Annotated in this window: 17 protein-coding genes, 1 tRNA gene and 1 pseudogene; 10 read left to right on the top strand and 9 right to left on the bottom strand. The window is 69.3% G+C overall.

The window, feature by feature from the left end:
• Positions 1-24: 24 nt before the first annotated feature.
• The 3 genes from E0497_RS12235 to E0497_RS12225 form a co-directional block, all read right to left on the bottom strand.
• Positions 25-606 carry a 50S ribosomal protein L25/general stress protein Ctc gene (locus E0497_RS12235; RefSeq protein ID WP_137725066.1) on the bottom strand — a complete coding sequence of 194 codons (582 nt, stop codon included), beginning with the start codon at positions 604-606 and terminating at the stop codon, positions 25-27.
• A gap of 225 nt (positions 607-831) precedes the next feature.
• Positions 832-2,307 carry an FAD-dependent oxidoreductase gene (locus E0497_RS12230; RefSeq protein WP_137725065.1) on the bottom strand — a complete coding sequence of 492 codons (1,476 nt, stop codon included), beginning with the start codon at positions 2,305-2,307 and terminating at the stop codon, positions 832-834.
• A 101-nt stretch (positions 2,308-2,408) separates the two neighbouring features.
• Positions 2,409-3,581, bottom strand: coding sequence for an aminotransferase class V-fold PLP-dependent enzyme (locus tag E0497_RS12225; protein ID WP_137725064.1), 1,173 nt, complete (start codon positions 3,579-3,581; stop codon positions 2,409-2,411).
• 88 nt (positions 3,582-3,669) lie between these two features.
• On the opposite strand from E0497_RS12225, the gene egtA reads away from it, so the two are divergent.
• From egtA to egtD, 4 genes are read left to right on the top strand one after another with little or no spacing between them, the layout of a single operon-like run.
• Positions 3,670-4,884 (top strand): ergothioneine biosynthesis glutamate--cysteine ligase EgtA, encoded by a 1,215-nt coding sequence (gene egtA, locus E0497_RS12220; protein ID WP_137725063.1) that lies wholly within the window; start codon positions 3,670-3,672, stop codon positions 4,882-4,884.
• Positions 4,884-6,119: an ergothioneine biosynthesis protein EgtB gene (egtB, locus tag E0497_RS12215; protein WP_137725062.1), complete on the top strand. Its 1,236-nt coding sequence runs from the start codon at positions 4,884-4,886 to the stop codon at positions 6,117-6,119. Before egtA ends, egtB begins: the two co-directional genes overlap by 1 nt.
• Positions 6,120-6,854, top strand: a complete 735-nt coding sequence (egtC, locus tag E0497_RS12210) for an ergothioneine biosynthesis protein EgtC (protein WP_137725061.1) — start codon at positions 6,120-6,122, stop codon at positions 6,852-6,854.
• A gap of 10 nt (positions 6,855-6,864) precedes the next feature.
• Positions 6,865-7,833, top strand: a complete 969-nt coding sequence (gene egtD, locus E0497_RS12205; protein WP_137725060.1) for an L-histidine N(alpha)-methyltransferase — start codon at positions 6,865-6,867, stop codon at positions 7,831-7,833.
• Positions 7,834-7,837: 4 nt separating this feature from the next.
• On the opposite strand, the gene E0497_RS12200 is transcribed toward egtD, so the two are convergent.
• From E0497_RS12200 to E0497_RS12175, 6 genes and pseudogenes are all read right to left on the bottom strand, one after another.
• Positions 7,838-8,326, bottom strand: a complete 489-nt coding sequence (locus E0497_RS12200) for a GNAT family N-acetyltransferase (RefSeq protein ID WP_137725059.1) — start codon at positions 8,324-8,326, stop codon at positions 7,838-7,840.
• A gap of 10 nt (positions 8,327-8,336) precedes the next feature.
• Positions 8,337-9,017, bottom strand: a complete 681-nt coding sequence (locus E0497_RS12195; protein WP_137725058.1) for a hypothetical protein — start codon at positions 9,015-9,017, stop codon at positions 8,337-8,339.
• Positions 9,018-9,189: 172 nt separating this feature from the next.
• A pseudogene (locus E0497_RS12190) lies at positions 9,190-9,729 on the bottom strand (DUF2461 domain-containing protein); the annotation flags it as partial.
• Between the two features lie 60 nt (positions 9,730-9,789).
• Positions 9,790-10,770: a ribose-phosphate diphosphokinase gene (locus E0497_RS12185; RefSeq protein WP_137725056.1), complete on the bottom strand. Its 981-nt coding sequence runs from the start codon at positions 10,768-10,770 to the stop codon at positions 9,790-9,792.
• On the bottom strand, positions 10,767-12,245 hold the full coding sequence (gene glmU, locus E0497_RS12180) for a bifunctional UDP-N-acetylglucosamine diphosphorylase/glucosamine-1-phosphate N-acetyltransferase GlmU (RefSeq protein WP_137725055.1): 1,479 nt from the start codon (positions 12,243-12,245) through the stop codon (positions 10,767-10,769). The genes E0497_RS12185 and glmU overlap by 4 nt, the downstream gene beginning before the upstream one ends.
• A 170-nt stretch (positions 12,246-12,415) precedes the next feature.
• Positions 12,416-12,486 (bottom strand) — tRNA-Gln (locus tag E0497_RS12175).
• Positions 12,487-12,657: 171 nt separating this feature from the next.
• On the opposite strand from E0497_RS12175, the gene E0497_RS12170 reads away from it, so the two are divergent.
• The 6 genes from E0497_RS12170 to E0497_RS12145 all read left to right on the top strand — a co-directional run bounded on the left by E0497_RS12170 (position 12,658) and on the right by E0497_RS12145 (position 20,676).
• On the top strand, positions 12,658-13,248 hold the full coding sequence (locus tag E0497_RS12170) for a TetR/AcrR family transcriptional regulator (protein ID WP_137725054.1): 591 nt from the start codon (positions 12,658-12,660) through the stop codon (positions 13,246-13,248).
• A 115-nt stretch (positions 13,249-13,363) separates the two neighbouring features.
• Complete coding sequence (locus tag E0497_RS12165) at positions 13,364-13,996, top strand: ScbR family autoregulator-binding transcription factor (RefSeq protein ID WP_137725053.1); 633 nt, start codon at positions 13,364-13,366, stop codon at positions 13,994-13,996.
• A gap of 157 nt (positions 13,997-14,153) precedes the next feature.
• On the top strand, positions 14,154-15,293 hold the full coding sequence (locus tag E0497_RS12160; protein WP_137725052.1) for an acyl-CoA dehydrogenase family protein: 1,140 nt from the start codon (positions 14,154-14,156) through the stop codon (positions 15,291-15,293).
• A 107-nt stretch (positions 15,294-15,400) separates the two neighbouring features.
• Positions 15,401-19,039: a transcription-repair coupling factor gene (mfd, locus tag E0497_RS12155; protein WP_241665848.1), complete on the top strand. Its 3,639-nt coding sequence runs from the start codon at positions 15,401-15,403 to the stop codon at positions 19,037-19,039.
• On the top strand, positions 19,032-19,697 hold the full coding sequence (locus tag E0497_RS12150; protein WP_421958338.1) for a nucleoside triphosphate pyrophosphohydrolase: 666 nt from the start codon (positions 19,032-19,034) through the stop codon (positions 19,695-19,697). The genes mfd and E0497_RS12150 overlap by 8 nt, the downstream gene beginning before the upstream one ends.
• A 160-nt stretch (positions 19,698-19,857) precedes the next feature.
• Positions 19,858-20,676, top strand: coding sequence for a glycosyltransferase family 2 protein (locus tag E0497_RS12145; RefSeq protein WP_137725050.1), 819 nt, complete (start codon positions 19,858-19,860; stop codon positions 20,674-20,676).
• The last annotated feature ends 299 nt before the right edge of the window (positions 20,677-20,975 follow it).

Below are 20,975 nucleotides of genomic sequence, written 5' to 3'. Positions count from 1 at the left end.
CTGTTCGCGTCAGTGCGAGACGACTCAGGCCTCGGCCTCGGCCTCGCCGGCCGGCTCGGCAGCCTGAGCGGCGACGACGTTCACGAGCAGCAGCTCGGCGTCGTCGGCCAGGGTCGCACCCTGGGGCAGCGCGACGGCGCCGGCCAGGAACTGGGTGCCGACCTCGGCGCCCTCGACCGAGATCTCGACGGACTCGGGGATGTGCAGGGCCTCGACCTCGAGCTTGATCGTGGTGGCACCTTCGGTGACCAGCGCGCCCGGAGCAGCGATACCGGTGACGATGATCGGAACCTCGACCGCGACCTTCTCGCCCTTCTTGACGATGAGCAGGTCGGAGTGCTCGATGTGGCGGCGGATCGGGTGGACGACGACCGACTTGGTCAGTGCCAGCTGCTCCGTGCCGTCGATGTCCAGGGTGATGACGGCGTTGGTGCCGTTCGCACGCAGGATCGCCGCGAAATCGCGGGACGGGAGGTTCAGGTGCTGCGGGTCGGTGCCGTGGCCGTACAGCACGGCGGGAACCTGACCGTCACGGCGGGCGCGACGGGCGGCACCCTTGCCGAACTCGGTGCGGACGGACGCTACGAGACGATTCTCGTCAGACATGAAAACGGCTCCTACAACTCGCGTGAGATATTCGTTGAACAGTCGTTCGTCGCGGCAGAGGCGGACAGACACGAGCGACCGGAGCGCAAGCTCTACGAAGCCGTGGCCGCGTCGATCACGGTGACTTCGCGGTGTGCGAAGCTCCCTCGCCGAGACAACTTGAACCACCTTACCGGACGACGCGGCCCCTGTCAGCTTCGGCCCCTGTCAGCTGGGGGGATACCGTCAGCTGCGGGCTGCGCTGATCCCGGCCCGTCGCCCGAAGAAGCTGCCGTCGCCGAGGGACGCGCCGGACACGTAGCCGCCGGCGGAGACGCCTGCGGTGCAGCGGCCGGCCGCGAACAGGCCGGGGATCGGCTCGCCGGAGACGTGCAGCACCTCCGAGTCGACGCTGGTCCGCAGGCCGCCGAGGGTGAAGCCGCCGGTCATGCCGCGCAGGTCGAGGGCGGCGACGGGGGAGCCGATCGGCGTGACCCATTCCGGCTTCTTGCCGAGCAGCGGATCGGAGCCGTTCGCGGCGTGCCGGTTGTACACCTCGACGGTGGCCTGCAGGGTGCCCTCGGGCAGCCCCATCTCCTCCTCGAGTTCCACGACGGTTTCGGCGACCCACTTCGGGGCGTGCCGCAACTGCGGTGTCGCGGTCTGTGTCGCCATGCCCTCCTCGTAGGAGGCCTCGTCGATGATCAGGAACGACTGGTTGTCGTTGCGTAGGAGCGTTGCCTGTCCGACATGGCCGGGGTAGGTGTCCTCGGGGATGTACCGCTGGCCGCGGCCGTTGACGAGGATGCCGCGCACGAACAGCTGCGGATCGCAGAAGAACGCGACCTCGGTGGCGTCCATGTGCGCGAGGTCGGCGCCGAGGGCCTGCGCCATCCGGATCGCGCGACCGTCGTGTTCCTCGATGGACGCGGCCGGGCGGCCCGCGATGCGCGGCGCGAACGACTCGACCATCTGCTCGTTGTAGGCGAAGCTGCCCGTCGCCAGCACCACACCCTTCCGGGCCCGGACGGTGACGTCCTTGCCGTACTGCTTGGCGGTGACACCGACGACGCGGCCGTCGACGTCGACGATCAGGGTCTGTACGCGCATGTCGTACGCGGTGCGGACACCGAGCGCGGTAGCGGTGTCGGTGAGGGGCTTCATCAGCATGTAGCCGCCGCCCTTCTCGCTGCTGCTGTGCTTGTCGTCCATCTGCGGGACGTGGCCGCGCGGGGCCGGGGTGGCGATCGCGTTGAACGGTGCCGCGTTCTCGCCGCCCGAGTACATGAGGCCGTCGTCGAACGGCGGCTCCCAGCCGGGCTCGCCCCAGAACGTCTGCTTGAACGGGACACCGCACTCGTCGGCGAGCCAGTGGTAGTGGTCGACGCTGCCCTCGCAGTAGGCGTCGATCTTCGCCTCGTCGGTGCCCGGACCGAGTGCGGCCTTCATGAATGCCTTCATGTTCTCGACGGTGTCGTCGAAGCCGCACGCCTTCTGCAGCGGCGTGCCGCCGCCCAGGTAGATGAACCCGCCCGCCATCGCCGCCGCGCCGCCCCAGCCGCCGGTGCGTTCGAGCACCAGGACGTCCGCGCCGGCCTGGGCGGAGCCCACGGCGGCCGACGCGCCGGCCACCCCGAATCCGGCGACGACGACGTCGGCCTCGTAGGTCCATTCGGTGATCTGATCTGCGGCAACGGGGGAAATGGGGGTGGCGGCGGCCATGTGCGCGGTCCTCTCCTGACTGAATCGAACAAACGTGTGACACAGATCATGGACGTGGATCGGTGAGGGGCGGCGCACAGTTCCCGGACAGCGGGAACGGTTCAGCGGATCCCGGCGACGGCGGCCAGGAACCGGTCGATGTCGTCGTCGGAGACGAAGTAGTGCGGTGACGCCCGCACGACGGCGTCGAGGCCGCGGGCGCTCATGTCGAGCAGGGTCGACGACCGTCCGCTGACGGTCACCGTGATCCGCTGCTGCGCAAGCCGATCCCGTACCCGCACCGATTCGACGCCGTCGACGGTGAAGGTGACGATGCCGGAGCGGTCGGTGCCGAGGTCGCGGACGGTGACACCGCCGACGGCGTCCAGTCCGCGGCGGAGCTTCCCGGCCCGGTCGGCGATCGCTGTTGCGGCAGCACCGATTCCGATGTCGAGCAGATAGTCGACGGCGGTGCCGAGGCCGAGCCGGGCGGCGACGTCGCACTCCCACAGTTCGAACCGGGTCGCGTCCGCGGCGGGACGGTACGTGCCGGGGCCGGTCCATTCGGCGCTGTGCAGGTCGAGCGACATCGGCTCGAGCCGCTCCACGAGTGCGTCACGGACGTACAGGAACCCGGTGCCGCGCGGGCCGCGCAACCATTTGCGGCCGGTCGCGGACAGGGCGTCTACACCGAGCGCGGCGGCGTCGACCGGCACCTGGCCGACGGACTGGCAGGCGTCGAGCACCACGAGCGCGCCGTACCGGTGGGCGAGGTCGACGACCTCACGGACCGGGTTCAGCAGGCCCCCGTTGGTGGGGGCGTGCACCAGCGACACCAGCCGGACCCGCTCGTCGAGCAGCGTGTCGAGGGCCGCGAGATCGATCCGCCCGTCCGGGGTGCTCGGCACCGCCTCGACGGTCGCGCCCGCGGCGCGGGCCACCCGCAGTGCGGTGATCGCGTTGCTCGCGTACTCCACCTGGGAGACGAGGATGCGGTCGCCCGGCGCGAGCGGCACTGCCCCGACGACGGTGTTCCAGGCGCGGGTCGCGCTGTCGACGAGGGCGATCTCGGCGGGCGTCGCACCGATCAACCGGGCGATCGACGCCCGCGCCGCCGCGAGGTCGTCGGCCCGTTCGGTGGCCGCGACGTACCCGCCGACCCGGGCCTCCCGGCGCAGGTGGCCGATCACGGTCTCCAGGACGGGCTGCGGGGGCAGCGACGAGCCGGCGCTGTCGAGGAACACCGTGTCGTGGCAGCCGGGGGTGTCCCGGCGCAGCTGCGCGAGATCGAGCATCGGACATTCCTCCTCACCGGTGGCGGCACTTCCGGGGGCGTCCTACTGTCGAGGAGAACACCCGGCCCACTCCCGAGGGGAGGATCGCATGGTTGTCGCAGCACCGTCCACCGGTCTCACCTCGCGACCGGCGGCCGAGTCCTACATCGGCGGGGTGTGTTTCGAGCTGGGACCCCCGCGGCTGATCGGTGCCGAGGTGGAATGGCTCACGGCGCGTGACGGTCCCGCGTCCGACCGGCCGGACCTCGACGCGATCGCCGCAGCTCTCGGCCCGCACGCCCCCCGCTCCCTCACTCCCGATTCCCCGGCCCGGCCCCTACCGTCGGGCAGTCTCGTCACCGTCGAACCCGGTGGTCAGATCGAACTGTCCAGTGCACCCCACTCCGGTGCCGAGGTGCTGTGCGACGCACTGGAATCGGACGAACGAATACTGCGGAATCTGCTCGCGACCCGCTCGATCACCATGGTTGCGGCTGCCGCCGATACGGGACGACGCGCCCGCCGGCTGCTCCGGTTGCCCCGCTACCGGGCCATGGAGGACCGTTTCGCGCGGATCGGTCCGTTCGGCAAGCTCATGATGTGCAACACCGCGGCGATCCAGGTCAGCGTCGACGCGGGACAGGACCGCGCCGCCGTCGCCCACCGGTGGGAACTGCTGCACGCGGTCGGCCCCGCACTGATCGCAGCGTTCGCGTGCTCGCCACGGCTGCAGGGGATTCCGTCCGGGAACTGGGTGTCGCAGCGGATGCGGACGTGGCTCGAACTGGACCCGTCGCGCACCGTGGGGCCGGGGGACGCGCCCGCCGACCCGATCGCCGACTATGCGCGCTGGGTGCTCGACGTGCCCCTGCTGTGCGTCCGGCGGGACGGGCCGTGCTGGGACGCGCCGCCCGGTGCGACGTTCGCCGACTGGATCGACGGCCGCCTCGACGACACGATCGGCCGCCGACCCACCCGCGCCGACCTCGACTACCACCTGACCACCGTGTTCCCTCCGGTGCGGGCGGTCGGGCATCTCGAGGTGCGCTACCTCGACACCCAACCCGGTGGCCGGTGGCGGCTGCCGATCGCGGCGCTCGCGGCGCTGCTGACGGCCCCGGACACCCTTGCCGTCGCTGCGCCCACCCGGGGCCGGTGGCGTGATGCCGCCCGGGACGGACTGCGGGACCGTGACCTGCGGGCCGCGGCCGTGGCGATGCTCGAACTCGCGGCCGACTGCACCGCGGAACCACGGTCGGCGGCGGGGTTGGCGTCCGAGGCGAGGCGGTGCCGGCGCGGCGCGTCGGCGGGGGAGGAGCGGTGATGGCCGGGATGCGGGAACAGTTGGAGACGGCGCTGGCGCGGGCCCGGCAGCGCAGCACCGTCCTCACGATCAGCGTCGACGACGACGATCTCGTCGCCCAGCACTCGCCGCTGATGAGTCCGCTCGTGTGGGATCTCGCGCACATCGGCAACCAGGAGGAGTTGTGGCTGGTGCGGGACGTCGGTGGCCGTGACCCGGTCCGCCGGGACATCGACGACGTGTACGACGCGTTCGCGCACGCCCGCGCGGACCGGCCCGCGCTGCCGATGCTGCGTCCCGACGAGGCCCGCCGCTACGTCGACGAGGTCCGGTCCCGGACGTGGGACATCCTGGACGCCAGCACGTTCCGGGGAAACCGATTGGTCGAGGACGGTTTCGCGTTCGCGATGATCGCGCAGCACGAGCAGCAGCACGACGAGACGATGCTCGCGACACACCAGTTGCGGCTGGGACACCCGGTACTGACGGCCGCACCCGTTCCGGCCACGACGATTCCGATACCGAACCGGGAAACCGTCGTTCCCGCAGGAGAATTCGACATGGGAACGTCCGACGACCCGTGGGCCCTCGACAACGAGCGGCCCGCGCACCGCGTGTCCGTCGACGCGTTCGCGATCGACACGGTCCCCGTGACCAACGGCGACTACGCGGCGTTCGTGGACGACACCGGTGCCGCGACACCGCAGTTCTGGATCGACGACGGCTGCGGCAACTGGTGGCGCCGCCGCTTCGGGATGCTCGAGCCGGTGCCGCCGGACGAACCGGTGCTGCACGTGTCCTGGTTCGAGGCGCAGGCCTACGCGCGGTGGGCCGGTAAACGGTTGCCCACCGAGGTCGAATGGGAGAAGGCGGCGCGCTGGGATCCGGTGACCGGCCGGTCCCGCCGCTACCCGTGGGGGGACGAACCCCCGGGCGCCGAGCACGCGAATCTCGGGCAGCAGCATCTCGGTCCCGCCCCGGTCGGCGCCTATCCGGCGGGGGCGTCGCCGCTGGGGGTGCAGCAGTTGATCGGCGACGTGTGGGAGTGGACGTCGACCCGGTTCACCGGCTATCCCGGCTTCGAGGCGTTCCCGTACCGCGAATACTCGGAGGTGTTCTTCGACGGCGACTACCGGGTGCTGCGCGGCGGCTCGTTCGGGACCGACCCGATCGCGTGCCGGGGCACCTTCCGCAACTGGGACCGTCCGTCCCGGCGGCAGATCTTCGCCGGTTTCCGCTGCGCGAGGAGCCTGTAGATGTGCCGACACCTGGGATACATCGGGCCGAGTCGGTCGGTGCGGGAGATCGTCACCGCAGGCGAGTTCTCGCTGCTACGCCAAGCGTGGGACCCGCGGGACATGCGCGGCGGCGGCAGCCTCAACGCCGACGGATTCGGTGCCGCCTGGTGGGGATCCGGTTCGACACTGTCGCGGTACCGAAGCGCCCAGCCGATCTGGTCGGATCCGGTCCTGCCGGAGATGCTGTCGAAGACCCGGTCGCACGCGATCGTCGCCGCGATCCGGTCGGCGACCGTCGGGATGCCCGTCGAACGCAGTGCGTGCGCCCCGTTCGTGTCGGGGCACTGGGCGTTCAGCCTCAACGGCCGGGTCGCCGGGTGGCCGGAGACGATGGCCGAACCGGCGGGCACCCTGCCGGCGGTGGACCTGCTCGGTCTCGAGGCGCCCACCGATGCGGCGTTCGTGTGGTTGCTGGTGCGGGACGCGCTGCGGGAGAACAACCCGGAGGTGGCGTTGATGCAGGTGATCGCGCTCGTCGACCGGGCCGCGCCCGGATCCCGGCTCAACATGCTCCTCGGTGACGGCCGGCAGTTGTGGGCCACCACGTGGGACCACTCGCTGTCCGCGCTCGTCGACGACGACCGGGCCGTCGTCAGTTCCGAACCCTACGACCGCAACCACGAATGGAAACCGATCCCCGACGGGCATCTCGTCACGGCACGGCCGGGACATCTCATCTCGACACCGCTGTGAAGGAGGCCCGGTGAGCGCACCGACCCTGGAGATCCACATCACCCCCGAAGAATTGGCCGAGGCGCTGCGGGACGACGTGACACGCGGGCTGACGGCGTCCCCGAAGTGGCTGCCGCCCAAATGGTTCTACGACGCCCGCGGCAGCGAACTGTTCGACCGCATCACCCGGCTGCCCGAGTACTACCCGACGCGGACCGAGCGGTCGCTGCTCGAGCGGCATGCGGGGGAGATCGCCGCGGTCACCGCGCCGCGGACACTCGTCGAACTCGGATCCGGTTCGTCGGAGAAGACGCGGCTGCTGCTGCGGGCGATGACGGAACACGGGACGCTCGAACGGTACGTCCCGCAGGACGTGTCCGAGACGGCGCTGCGGGAGGCCGCCCGCCGGATCGCCGACGAGTTCCCGGACCTCACCGTGCACGGGGTGGTCGGCGACTTCACCGCGTCCCTGCACCATCTGCCGCGCGGGGGCCGGCGCACGATCGCGTTCCTCGGCGGCACCCTCGGCAACCTGGTGCCCGGGGATCGCCGCGAGTTCCTGTCGGGGATCGCCGGCGTCCTCGATCCGGGGGACCACCTGCTGCTCGGGGTGGGGCTGGTGACGGATCCGGCGGTGCTGGTCCCGGCGTACGACGACGCGGCCGGGGTCACCGCCGAGTTCGACCGCAACGTGCTGTCGGTGTTGAACAAACAATTGGGTGCGGACTTCGACCCGGACCGATTCCGGCACATCGCGGTGTGGGATCCGGCCACCGAATGGATCGAGATGCGGCTCGAGGCGGACGACGAGATGACCGTCCACATCGCGGATCTGGGGCTCGAGGTGCCGTTCGCCGCCGGGGAGCAGTTGCGCACCGAGATCTCCGCGAAGTTCCGGATTCCCGGACTCCGCAGCGAGTTGCGGGCAGTGGGATTCGACGAGGTCCGTAACTGGACCGACCCCGACGAACGGTTCGCGCTGGTGTGCGCCCGCCGCTGACCGGTCAGAGCATCAACTGCAGGTAGGTCATGTCGAGCCAGCGGTCGAACTTGCGGCCGACCTCCGACATGCGGGCCACCGTCTCGAACCCGAACCGCTCGTGCAGGGTGATCGAGCCGGTGTTCGACGATTCGACGCTCGCGACCATCACGTGCAGCCCGGCGGCGCGGGCCCGGTCGATCAGCGCCGCCATCAGGGCGGTGGCGACACCGCGCCGGTGATGGTCGACGTGCACGTACACCGAGTTCTCGACGGTGTACCGGTAGGCGCTGCGGGCCCGCCACACCCCGTACGACGCGTATCCGACGACACGACCGTCGACGTCCGCGACGAGGACCGGGAAGCCCGCGGCGCGACGGTCGTCGAACCAGCGGCGCCGATCCCCGAGGTCGGCCGGACTCTCGTCCCAGATCGCCGTCGACGTGGCGATCGCCTCGTTGTGGATCTCGAGGATCCCGGGGAGATCGCCTTCGACGGCGTCGCGGACGAGCATGCGGTGTCTCTCAGGCGCCCGCGCTGCGGCGGGCCTTCTCCAGCGCCGCGAGGGTACGCAGAACGGTCGCCTTCTGGCCGTTGAGGTCGTTCAGACGCGCCCGCGCGGCCAGACCCTGGGAGGCCTCGGCGAGCTGGATCTGCGCGTCGACCTTGGTGAGCTGGTCGAGCAGGCCGGTCACCCGCTCCTCGAGCGCCGCGACGTCGAGCTTCTTCGCCGGTGCGACGGCCGCGGTCGGGGTCGGAGCCGGCGCCGACGACGTGGTGCGCGGCCGGGCCGGCGCCTTGCGGGCCGGGGCGGACTCCGCCTCGATCGCCGTCACGATACGAGCAGCCTTGGGGCGCAACGACTTGCGGACCAGCGCCGGGTCCGGCGGCTCGGCCAGACGGATCTGGTTCAGGGCCGCGCGGGCGTCACGGGCGGACACCCGCCACTCGCGCTCTTCCTCGTCGTCGGACTGCAACGTGCCGCCGATCGGGCGCAGACCGTACATGCCCATGAACTTGCGGGCCTCGTCGATGACCGTCTCGTGCTCGCGGCACGTGCCGCACCGCGGCTCGTTGCGCAACGTTTCGATCGCATCATCGCTTCCGCACCACACACACGACCCGGGGGTCCATCGGCGAGCCGATTGAGTGTTCGAAAAACGGGGGGTGGTGGCGGGGCTTTCCACGGTTTGCGCGTCGATCACGACGAGCCACATTAGGGCAAGCGTTCGGCCGCGGCTACATCGAGGTCCGATTTTCTCGCCGGTCGTGACCAAACTCATGGTCGGGCCGAGACCTGAACGTGAGTAAGCGGGCAAAGTCTTGTGCCACACGCGTTCTCCGTGTCCGGCCCGGATCGCAGCGCGCGGCCGGGTGTTACACGAACACGCCCGCGAACCAGTCGACGAGCGGACGCATCGCCCGCCACCCGTCCCGGACACGGTCGGCCGCCTCGTCTGAATCGAGCCAGTCCGGGCATCCGAGATGCGCACCCGCCGTCAACGTCCGGTGCCGCAGCAGATCCAGCCGAGGATGCGCGGGATCCGCGCCCCGCGGACGGGTACGCAGCCGATCCCCGCCGATGTCGTAGCCGGCCTTCCCGAGTGTGCGGACGACGCGCTGCAGGGCACGCCCGCGGCGGTCGTCGTCGTCGACGGCGGCGCGGTAGCGCACGAGCTGCTCGGGGGTGTGTGAATAGTAGCCGCCGGCCACGAACAGTCCGGACGCGTCGATCTGCACATAGAAGCCCACCCCGGGGCACGCCTCGACGAACCCGCCCTGATGGGTCTTGTCCTTCGAGAAACGGACATCACGGTACGGCCGGAACACCTTGCCGGAACCGAACTCCGGCTCGAGCTCGTCGAGCAGCGCCACCATCGGTGCGCGGACGTCAGCGTCGTAGACGGGCTTGTGGGCTACGCTTGTGCGCCTTTTCGGTAGCTGGAGCTACCAAAAAGGCGCACAAGCGCGGAGCGCCTAGGCGATGCCGTTGAACAGCGAGGTCACCGAGCCGTTCTCGAAGACTTCCTGGATGGTGCGGGCCAGCAGCGGCGCGATCGACAGGACGGTGAGCGTCGGGAAACGCTTCTCCTCGGGGATCGGCAGCGTGTTGGTCGCGATGACCTCCTTGGCGCCGCAGTTCGCGAGCCGCTCGGCGGCCGGGTCGGAGAACACGCCGTGCGTGGTGGCGATGATGACGTCACCGGCACCGGCGTTCTTGAGGACCTCGACGGCGCCGGCGATGGTGCCGCCGGTGTCGATCATGTCGTCGATCAGGACGCAGGTGCGGCCCGAGACGTCACCGACGACACGGTTCGACTTGACCTGGTTGGGGACCAGCGGGTCGCGGGTCTTGTGGACGAACGCGAGCGGCGCGCCGTCGAGGGCGTCGGCCCACTTCTCGGCGACCTTGACGCGGCCCGCGTCGGGGGAGACGACACAGATGTTCTCGGTGCCGTAGTTGTCGCGCACGTAGTCGGCCAGCTGGCCCTGCGCGTGCATGTGGTCGACGGGGCCGTCGAAGAAGCCCTGGATCTGGTCGGTGTGCAGGTCGACCGTGATGATGCGGTCGGCGCCGGCGGTCTTGAGCAGATCGGCGATGAGGCGGGCGGAGATGGGCTCGCGGCCGCGGTGCTTCTTGTCCTGACGCGCGTACGGGTAGAACGGCAGGATCGCGGTGATCCGCTTGGCCGAGCCGCGCTTGAGGGCGTCGATCATGATGAGCTGCTCGACGAGCCACTGGTTCAGCGGTGCCGGGAAGCTCTGCAGCACGAAGGCGTCGCTGCCGCGCACCGACTCCTCGAAGCGGACGAAGATCTCGCCGTTCGCGAAGTCACGCGCCGTCTGCGGCGTGATCTTGATGTCGAGTTCCTTGGCGACCTGCTCCGCCAACTCGGGGTGTGCGCGGCCCGAGAAGAGCATCAGGTTCTTCTGCACGTCGCTGGATATCGCGCTCACTGGTCTTCGCCATCCTTTTGTTCTTGCCGATCGGTTTCTTGCGGTACTGCTCGCTGTGCTGCCTCGGCAGCGGGAGTGCCGGGACGATTGCGCTGCACCCAGCCCTCGATGTTGCGCTGCTTGCCGCCGGAGACGGCGAGCGCCCCCGCCGGCACGTCGTCGCGCAGCACGGTGCCGGCGCCCGTGTAGGCGCCGTCACCGACCCGGACCGGGGCGACGAACATGGTGTCGGACCCGGTACGCACATGGGATCCGACGACGGTGCGGCTCTTGCTGACGCCGTCGTAGTTGACGAACACGCTCGACGCTCCGATGTTGCTGTGCTCGCCGATCGTCGCGTCCCCGACGTACGTCAGGTGCGGGACCTTCGAGTGTGCACCGATATCGGCGTTCTTGGTCTCGACGAACGCGCCGAGCTTGCCGGACGCGCCGAGCACGGTACCCGGTCGAAGGTACGTGAACGGGCCGACGGTGACACCGGCGCCGAGCACCGCGTCGTCGCCGTGCACGCGGATCACCGACGCGCCCGCGCCGACGGTGACGTTCGTGAGGGTGGAGTCGGGGCCGATCACGGCGTCCTCGCCGACCGCGGTGGTGCCGCGCAACTGCACACCCGGACGCAGTGTGACGTCCCGGTCGAGGGTGACGTCGACATCGATCCACGTGCTCGACGGGTCCTCGACGGTGACCCCGGCCCGCATGTGGCGGTCGAGGATCCGGCGGTTGAGTTCGCCGGCGAGTGCGGCCAGCTGGACGCGGTCGTTGGCGCCCGCCAGTAGAACGTTGTCCGAGATGTGCTGTGCTCGAACGATTTTCCCGGACCGACGCGCGATCGCGACGACATCGGTGAGGTACAGCTCGCCCTGCGCGTTGTCGGAGCTCAGCGACGTGAGCGCGTCGCGGAGGGTGGCTGCGTCGAACGCGTACACCCCGGAGTTGACCTCGGTGATCGCGCGCTGCGCCTCGGTGGCGTCGGCCTGCTCGACGATCGCGGCGACCTCGCCGTCGGTGGTCCTCAGGATCCGGCCGTAGCCCGTCGGGTCCGGGGCCGTCGAGGTGAGCACGGTCACCGCAGCGGCGGGGGCCGACGTGTGGGTGTCGATCAGGGTGCGCAGCGTGCCGGCGTCGAGCAGTGGGACGTCGGCCGCGGTCACCAGCACGGTGCCATCGAAGTCGTCGGGCAGACCCGTCAACCCGCAGCCGACGGCGTGACCGGTGCCGTTCTGCTCCTCTTGGACGGCGGTGGCGACCGAGCGGCCCAGCGCCTTCGCGACGTCGTCGACCGCGGCACCGACCGCATCCCGGTCGTGTCCGATGACGGTGACCAGTTCGGTGGGATCGATCGCGGCAGCCGCGTGCAGTGCGTGGGAGAGCATCGAACGCCCCGCGAGGGTGTGCAGCACCTTCGGGGTCTTCGACCGCATTCGCGTCCCGGCACCGGCGGCAAGGACGATGACAGCGGTCTGCTGTGGCATGAAGCTCCCTCGAAGTCGATCTACGGTGAGCCGCTCTCGCGGCCGGAGTCGTCGCGCGTTCCGGGAAAGAATATCGCGAGGGGATACTGTCACGGCAACGCGGCCGAGACCAGCGACGTCGGGCATCCGTGCGGGGAATCACAACCGGGACGACGAGTCGGAAAAAGGTGCTCCGCCGCCAGGACTCGAACCTGAACTATCTGAACCAAAATCAGAGGTGCTGCCATTACACTACGGCGGATCGCCGCGCCGGCGTGGATACCGTCGGCGGCGCGGCACCGATCCTCGCATGCCGACGCGCCGCACGTCGAACTGCTCGAACATTTTCGTCGCGGCGTGTCGGAAAGGACGGTCGGCTGCAGTGTCGCGACCAGCACGGGACAACGGGAGCGAACGCGCACCGCGCACCCGGATGACGGGAACCCAACGCCGGGAACAGCTGATCGAGATCGGCCGGACCCTGTTCGCCGAACGCGGCTACGAGGCCGCGTCGATAGAGGAGATCGCGGCCCGAGCCCAGGTGTCCAAGCCCGTCGTCTACGAACACTTCGGCGGCAAGGAAGGCCTCTACGCAGTCGTCGTCGACCGGGAGATGTCGAAGCTCCTCGAGATGATCACGTCGTCGCTGACCCAGAACCGGTCCCGCATCCGCGTCGAACGGGTCGCACTCGCACTGCTCACCTATGTCGAGGAACGCTCCGACGGCTTCCGGATCCTGGTGCGGGACTCGCCGGTGTCGGCGCCGGAAGGCACCTACTCGAGCCTGCTCAACGAGGCGGTCCGGCAGGTCGGCCACCTCCTCGGCGGCGACTTCGCGCGCCGCGGCTTCGACCCCGACCTCGCCCCGCTGTACGCGCAGGCCCTCGTCGGCATGGTCGCCACCACCGCCACGTGGTGGCTCGACGAGCGGACCCCGTCGAAGGAGGTCGTGGCCGCGCACCTGGTCAATCTGTGCTGGAACGGGCTGACGAATCTCGAGGCGGACCCCGAACTCGGCGGGTAGTCGCCGCCGGAGGCGGCCGGGCACGATACGAAACCTGCGATGTTACGATCCCGCAGTCGTTCACCTGACCAAGTCTGTTTGCTGGTGTCGGCGCCGGATACGGAGGGGCACACGCATGGCAAGGCAGGAGCGGGCCGAGGCGACCCGCGACTCCGTAATCCGGGGAGCCGCACACGTGTTCGTCCGTCACGGGTACGCACTCGCAAGTCTCAGCGAGGTCATCGTAGAGGCGAAGGTGACCAAGGGCGCCCTGTACTTCCATTTCGCGTCCAAGGAAGAACTCGCGCGTTCCGTCATCGACACGGGCGCGGCACGACTCGACGCCGCGATGCTCCCGTGGTACGACAGCCGCACCCCGGCACTCGAGGCGCTGATCGGCCTGTCCGGGGTCGTCGCCGACGCAGTGTCCGCAGATGTTCTGGTGTCGGCCATGTTCCGGTTGTCGAACGAGATCGGTGACTATCGGGGGGCGGACACCGCGGTTTTCGACCTGTGGCTGCGGCGACACGTCGAGTTGATCCGGAGGTCCGCGGAGGAGGGAGATCTGCGTCCCGACGCGGACCCGGACAGCGTCGGGCGACTGTTGCTCGAACTGCTCAGCGGTGTCCGGTTGCTCGCCGACGCAACGCGGGACCTCGACAGGCTCGGTGCGCGACTCGGCGCAGTGTGGCACACGATTCTCCCCGTCGTCGTCCCGGACGCCAAGGTCGAGTACTTTCGGCAGTTCGTGTCCCGACGACTCGTCTGATCCACCCCGAAGTTCATCCTTTCTCCGGTTGTGGCCGAGTGTGCGCGCTCATAAGCTCATCGGTTGGAGTCCTGCGGTTTCGTCCGGATTCCGGAGCTGCTTCAGGTCTGCCGGGGGGCGCGGTCGCAGCTGTCGTAAGTATTGGCTCGTTCAGCCGATGCTCGCCGTCTCCGAGCGGCGGCGGCGTCGGCATGGGGGGATTCGCATGCTGCATTGTGATGGAGGTAGGCGATCGCTGCTCGATCGTGTCGAGTCGGTCGGGGCGACTGTCGCCGGTCGCTGGGCCGAGGATGTCGACGGTGAGGGACGGTTTCCCGTGGAAGCCGTCGACGCGTTGTGTCACCGGCGTGTTCTCGGTGCCGTCGTGCCGACAGAGTCGGGCGGTGAGGGGGCGAGCCTGATCGACGCGTGCGAAATCGTCCGCATTCTCGGCCGGTACTGTGCGTCGACGGCAATGGTCCTCGCCGTTCACCAGGCGATGGTGGTGACGATCGCCCGACACGGACACCGGAAGTATGTCGATCGTGCGCTGTACGACATCGCCGACGATCAACTGCTCGTCACGGGATGCTTGCATGCGCCTATGCGCGATGCTGAGGACGAGGACGAGGACGAGAAAACGGTGGCCGCCCGCGGGACGATGCTGTTCGGTGACGAGGCGGATCTGGTCGTGGCGCGCATCGCCCCACCGCGCGGTGCGGTGGAACGAGAGTCCGACCGCCTTGTCATGGTGCGCCGAGGCGACATCGCGTTGTGTCGCGAGGATCGCGGGGACGGCGTCGGGCTGCGAGGCCTGGGCTGGGACACGTATTCGATGGAGACGACGCCGGATTCCGGTGACGGGTTCGATCCCGTCGCCGCCGAGACGCTCGCGCGGGTACTCGAACTGATGGCACGTGCGGTACGGGTGGGGATCACCGACACTGTGATCGACACAGTGAGGCGATACCTCGGTCGTCGGGGCGGAAGCGACCTCTCGGGGTCGACACAACTCTCGGAGATCGTGGTCACCCGCGATGCTGTGTGGAACGACATTTCTTGCAGGGCTGCAGAATTGGATGGGTACCCGACGCCCGGCGCCGTCGGCTGCGCAGGAACATCCGCCGCGCTGTCGCTCGAGGGTGCGGTGCTGTCCGCGATGGGGATCTGCGGACTCGCCGGATACCGCGAGACCGGTGGGTTTGCTTTGGGGCGTCAGATGCGTGATGTGGCGGGGTCATCGGAGATGGTTCTGGCTGCGGTCGGCGTGGGTCGCGCGGATGTCGCCGGACGTGTCGCCGCAGTCACGCCCCGCTGACTTTCGTCGTGCATAGAATCGACTAGGTTGGCGCGGGTCCCTCTCGGCTGCTCGCCCTGCCCGGGCTGTTCGCCTGCAACTCGTCGTCACTGCTCAGGAGTGCGCCCTTGACTTCCCCGTCACCCGCCGTCGACCACCCGCTCGCTGGATTGGTGGGGACGGCGCTCGGCGACAGCGCGTTCACCGAGATCACCGGCGCGGTCGGCCGGGCCGTCCTCGACATCGTCGCCCCCAACGCCGCCCGGCCGTTCATCGCGGCCGCGCTGGCGGGGGAGACGCAGTTGCTGGTCGTCACCGCGACCGGCCGTGAGGCCGACGACCTCACCACCGAACTGCGCGAGGTGATCGGTGACGCGGTCGTGCAGTTCCCGTCGTGGGAGACGCTGCCGCACGAGCGGCTGTCACCGAGTGCGGACACCGTCGGACGCCGGCTGCACGTGCTGCGCCGTCTCGCGTGCCCCGACGACACAGCCGTCTACGGTCCGCCGCTGCAGGTGATCGTCACGACCGTCCGGTCCCTCGTGCAACCGATGGCGCCGGGGCTCGGGGAGATCGAGCCGATCGTGTTCCGGGTCGGCGCCGAATACGAGTTCGACGGGCTGATCGAACGATTGGTCGAACTGGCCTACACGCGGGTCGACATGGTCGGTGGACGCGGCGAGTTCGCGGTCCGCGGCGGCATCCTCGACGTGTTCCCACCCACCGCCGATCATCCGGTCCGCGTGGAGTTCTGGGGTGACGAGATCACCGAGCTGCGCGCGTTCTCCGTCGCCGACCAGCGGTCGCTGCCCGAGGTCGAGGTCGGCACCGTCGTCGCGCCGCCGTGCCGCGAACTGCTGCTCACCGCGCCGGTCCGGGACCGGGCCGCGCAACTGGCCGCCGAGAACCCCGCCGACGCCGCCCTGGTGGAGATGCTCGACAAGCTGTCCGCGGGGATCCCGGTCGAGGGCATGGAGGCGCTGCTGCCGCTGCTCCAGCCGGGCGAGCTGCAACTGCTCACCGAGGCGCTGCCGCGGCAGACCCACGTCCTGCTGTGCGATCCGGAGAAGATCCGCACCCGCGCCACCGACCTCGTGCGCACCGGGCAGGAGTTCCTGGAGGCGTCGTGGACCGCCGCATCGATCGGCGGCGCCGCCCCGATCGACACGTCGGTGCTCGGCGGCGGCATCGACCTCGGGGCGTCCGCGTACCGGTCGCTGCGGCAGGTGCGCGAGAACGCGGAGGCGCAGGGCCGGCCGTGGTGGACCGTCAGCCCGCTCGCGTCCGGCCGCGACGACGAACTGGTGCTGCCGGTACAGCACGCCCCCGAGGTCCGCGGCTCCGACGAACTGCTGTCCATGCTGTACGTCAACCTGCGGGCACACGTCACCACCGGCGGTCGCGCGGTCGTCGTCGTCGCCGGTTCGGGCACGGCGCAGCGCGTTCTCGAGCGACTACGCGACGCCGACGTCCCGGCCGCCGAACTCGAACCCGGCGCCGAACCGGCCCGCGGTCTGGTCGGGGTGCTGCGCGGGTCGCTGCACGAGGGGATCGTCCTACCCGGCGGGGACGGGGTGCCCGGTCTGGTGGTCGTCACCGAGGCCGATCTCACCGGAAACCGGGTCGCCGCAGCCGGCGACGGCAAGAAGATGCCGGCCAAGCGTCGCAACCAGGTCGACCCGCTGGCGCTCACCGCCGGCGACATGGTCGTCCACGACCAGCACGGCATCGGCCGGTTCGTCGAGATGGTCGAACGCACCGTCGGCGGGGCGCGCCGCGAATACCTCGTCATCGAGTACGCGTCGAGCAAACGCGGCCAGCCGGGGGACCGGCTGTTCGTGCCGATGGAGTCGCTCGACCAGCTGTCCCGGTACGTCGGCGGCGAGCTGCCCGCCCTGTCGAAGCTCGGCGGCTCCGACTGGCAGAACACGAAACGCAAGGCCCGCAAGGCCGTTCGGGAGATCGCCGGTGAGCTGGTGCAGCTGTACGCGGCCCGGCAGGCGGCGCCCGGGCACGCGTTCGCCCCGGACACCCCGTGGCAGAAGGAGATGGAGGACGCGTTCGCGTTCACCGAGACCCACGACCAGCTGACCGTCATCGACGAGGTCAAGGCCGACATGGAGAAGCCGGTCCCGATGGACCGCGTCGTGATCGGTGACGTCGGCTACGGCAAGACCGAGGTCGCCGTCCGCGCCGCGTTCAAGGCCGTGCAGGACGGCAAGCAGGTCGCGGTACTCGTCCCGACCACCCTGCTCGCGCAGCAGCACCTGCAGACGTTCGCCGAGCGGATGGCGAACTTCCCGGTCAAGGTCCGCGGGCTGTCCCGGTTCACCGACACGGGCGAGTCGAAGGAGATCGTCGCGCAGCTCGCGGACGGCGAGATCGACATCGTCGTCGGCACCCACCGGCTGCTGCAGACCGGGGTCCGCTGGAAGGACCTGGGGCTGGTCATCGTCGACGAGGAACAGCGGTTCGGCGTCGAACACAAGGAACACATCAAGGCGCTGCGCACCCACGTCGACGTGCTGACCATGTCGGCCACCCCGATCCCGCGCACCCTCGAGATGAGCATGGCCGGCATCCGGGAGATGTCGACGATCCTCACCCCGCCCGAGGAGCGGCATCCGATCCTCACCTACGTCGGCGGATATGCCGACAAGCAGGTGGCCGCCGCGATCCGCCGCGAACTGCTGCGTGACGGCCAGGTCTTCTACGTCCACAACCGGGTGTCCTCGATCGACAAGGCCGCCAAGCGGATCCGTGATCTCGTACCGGAGGCCCGCGTCGTCGTCGCACACGGCCAGATGAACGAGGACACCCTCGAGAAGACCGTGCAGGGATTCTGGGAACGCGAGTTCGACGTCCTGGTGTGCACCACGATCATCGAGACCGGCCTCGACATCTCCAACGCCAACACCCTGATCGTGGAGCGGGCCGACTCGCTCGGGCTCTCCCAGCTGCACCAGCTGCGCGGCCGTGTCGGACGCAGCCGCGAACGCGGCTACGCGTACTTCCTGTATCCGCCGGAGAAGCCGCTCACCGAGACCGCGTACGACCGGCTCGCCACCATCTCGCAGCACTCCGACCTCGGCGCCGGCATGGCCGTCGCCATGAAGGACCTCGAGATCCGCGGCGCCGGAAACGTGTTGGGCGCCGAACAGTCCGGTCACGTCGCCGGTGTCGGCTTCGACCTGTACGTGCGGCTCGTCGGCGAGGCCGTCGAGGCGTACCGGGCGATCGCCGACGGACGGGAGGTCACCACCGACGAGGCGCCGAAGGAGATCCGCGTCGATCTGCCGGTGGACGCGCACATCCCACCCGACTACGTCACCAGCGACCGGCTGCGGCTCGAGGGCTACCGCAAGCTCGCGGCCGCGATGGACGGTGCCGCGATCGCCGCGGTGATCGAGGAACTCGTCGACCGCTACGGCCCGCTGCCCGAGGAGGTGCGCCGGCTGGTGTCGGTCGCCACGCTGCGGCTGTTGTGCCGTGAGTACGGGATCGAGGAGGTGGCGGTCGTCGGTACCCAGCTCAAGATTTCCCCGATGCAGCTGCCGGACTCGAAGCAGTTGCGGCTGGGGCGGATCTACCCGAGCGCCCAGTACCGGGCCACCACCGGCCTGGTGCAGATGCCGCTGCCGCGGGCCGGGTCGGGCGGTATCGGCGCGGACCGGTTGCGGGACGTCGAACTGCTGCAGTACATCGCCGACTTCCTGCTCGCGATGGACGGCAAGGCCGCCGGCTCGGTGGACGTGCGCTGTGTCTGACGCCGGGGGAGAGGCGCTGGGCGAGGCCGCGGAGGTCATGGACCGGCTGTGGCGGGCCGGCGGCTGGGAGACCACCCAGACGCACGAGAGCCTGGCGCGCTACCTCGTGGAGGAGACCTACGAGGTGCTCGATGCCATCGCATCCGGAAACTCCGACGATCTTCGGGAGGAACTCGGAGACCTGCTGCTGCAGGTGCTGTTCCATTCGCGGATCGCCGCCGCTGACGGACAGTTCTCTGTCGACGACGTCGCCGGTGATCTCGTCGCGAAACTTGTGCACCGCAGCCCGCACCTGTCCGTCGATACACCGGGGCCGGTCGACGTCGCCGAGCAGGAGCGGGCATGGGAGGAACGCAAGGCCGAGGAGAAGAAGCGGGCATCGTGTCTCGACGGGGTGGCGTCGAGTCAACCGGCCGGCCCGCGTGCTGCGAAGGTGCTCGACCGAGTCAGAAAGGCCGGTGTGCCACCGGATTTCGTTCCCGTGGAGTTGGCGGCGGCGATGGCCTCCGTGCAGCGGGCTGAGGCCGCTCTGCGCACTGCGACCGACGACTTCGTGGCCACTGTCCGGGACGTAGAGTTTCGTGCGCGGGCGGACGGACGAATCGAGTTGTCGGCCGAGGACTGGGGGCGCTACTGGCCCCGACCGTGCGGTAACTGAGAGTTGGATCACAAGCCGATCCGATGGTGCCGAAAACGGGGAACAGGTATGTTTTTTGCCTGGAAGGAAACTTTTCGACTGGTTTCTGGGGTGGCGGCAGGGTCGGGGCGGGCCTCGTTGATCGACATTCGATATCCGGAAAATTTTTTGAGGGGGACCGATGACCGTGTTCGTGCGTGACATGGACAACCTCGACGACGGCCTCGAGGGTGGGGGGCCGGAGGAGGGGCATGGCGCGGATGCGCCGCGCAGGCCGACGGTGAGCGTGGTCGTGCCCGCTCTGAACGAGGCCGAGAATCTGCCGCACGTCGCGGCGCGGATGCCCGACGGGATCGACGAGATCGTCTTCGTCGACGGTCACTCCGTGGACGACACCGTCGCGGTGGCGAAGATGCTGTGGCCGCAGGCTGTGATGGTTCGGCAGACGCGCCGTGGCAAGGGAAACGCACTCGCGTGCGGATTTGCGGTAGCAACCTGCGACATCGTCGTGATGATCGATGCGGACGGATCTACCGATCCCGCCGAAATCCCGCGTTTCGTGGAGGCTCTGGTCGACGGAGCCGATTTCGCGAAGGGCAGTCGCTTCGTTGCCGGCGGCGGTAGCTCCGACATCACGGTCGTCCGGCGGGTCGGGAACAAAGTGCTGAACGCGATCGTCAACCTCAAGTTCGGTGCGTCGTTCACCGATCTCTGCTACGGCTACAACGCCTTCTGGCGTCGTCACGTCGCGGTCATGGACCTTCCCTCCATCGACTCGGCCGAGGCTCGGTGGGGGGACGGGTTCGAGATCGAGACACTCATCAACGTTCGGGTCGCCAATGCGGGACTCGGCATCACCGAGGTCGCGAGTTTCGAACGCGACCGTATCCACGGTGTCAGCAATCTGAATACGGTACGAGACGGATTCCGGGTGTTGCGGACCATCAGGAGCGAGCGACGTCGGCCACGGGTCGGCGCCGGTGCTGCCGCACAGGTGTGACGGATGCGGTATGACTAGGAGCCATGGAGGCTTCGCCCGAGGTGGGATCCGACGACCTGTGCCGTTGCGGCCACGTCCGGTCGGCGCACGAGCATTTCCGGTCGGGTTCCGACTGTGGTGTGTGTACGGATGGCGCGTGTGTGCGCTTCCGGGTTGCGCGGCATGGCTTGCTCCGCGGGTGGTGGCGCCGCCTTCTCCTGCGCTCCTGACGAACCGGATCGCACACCCGTGCGCCCGAGTATGCGCAAAACATACCGTAAGTATGTTTTGTTTCGATAAACATGTCGAGGATGTGGATC

The sequence above is a fragment of the Prescottella subtropica genome (genome assembly GCF_005434945.1).
Taxonomy (GTDB): Bacteria; Actinomycetota; Actinomycetes; order Mycobacteriales; family Mycobacteriaceae; genus Prescottella; species Prescottella subtropica.
The sequence above is the reverse complement of the archived record's forward strand: the minus strand, read 5'-3'. Positions and strand labels throughout refer to the sequence as shown.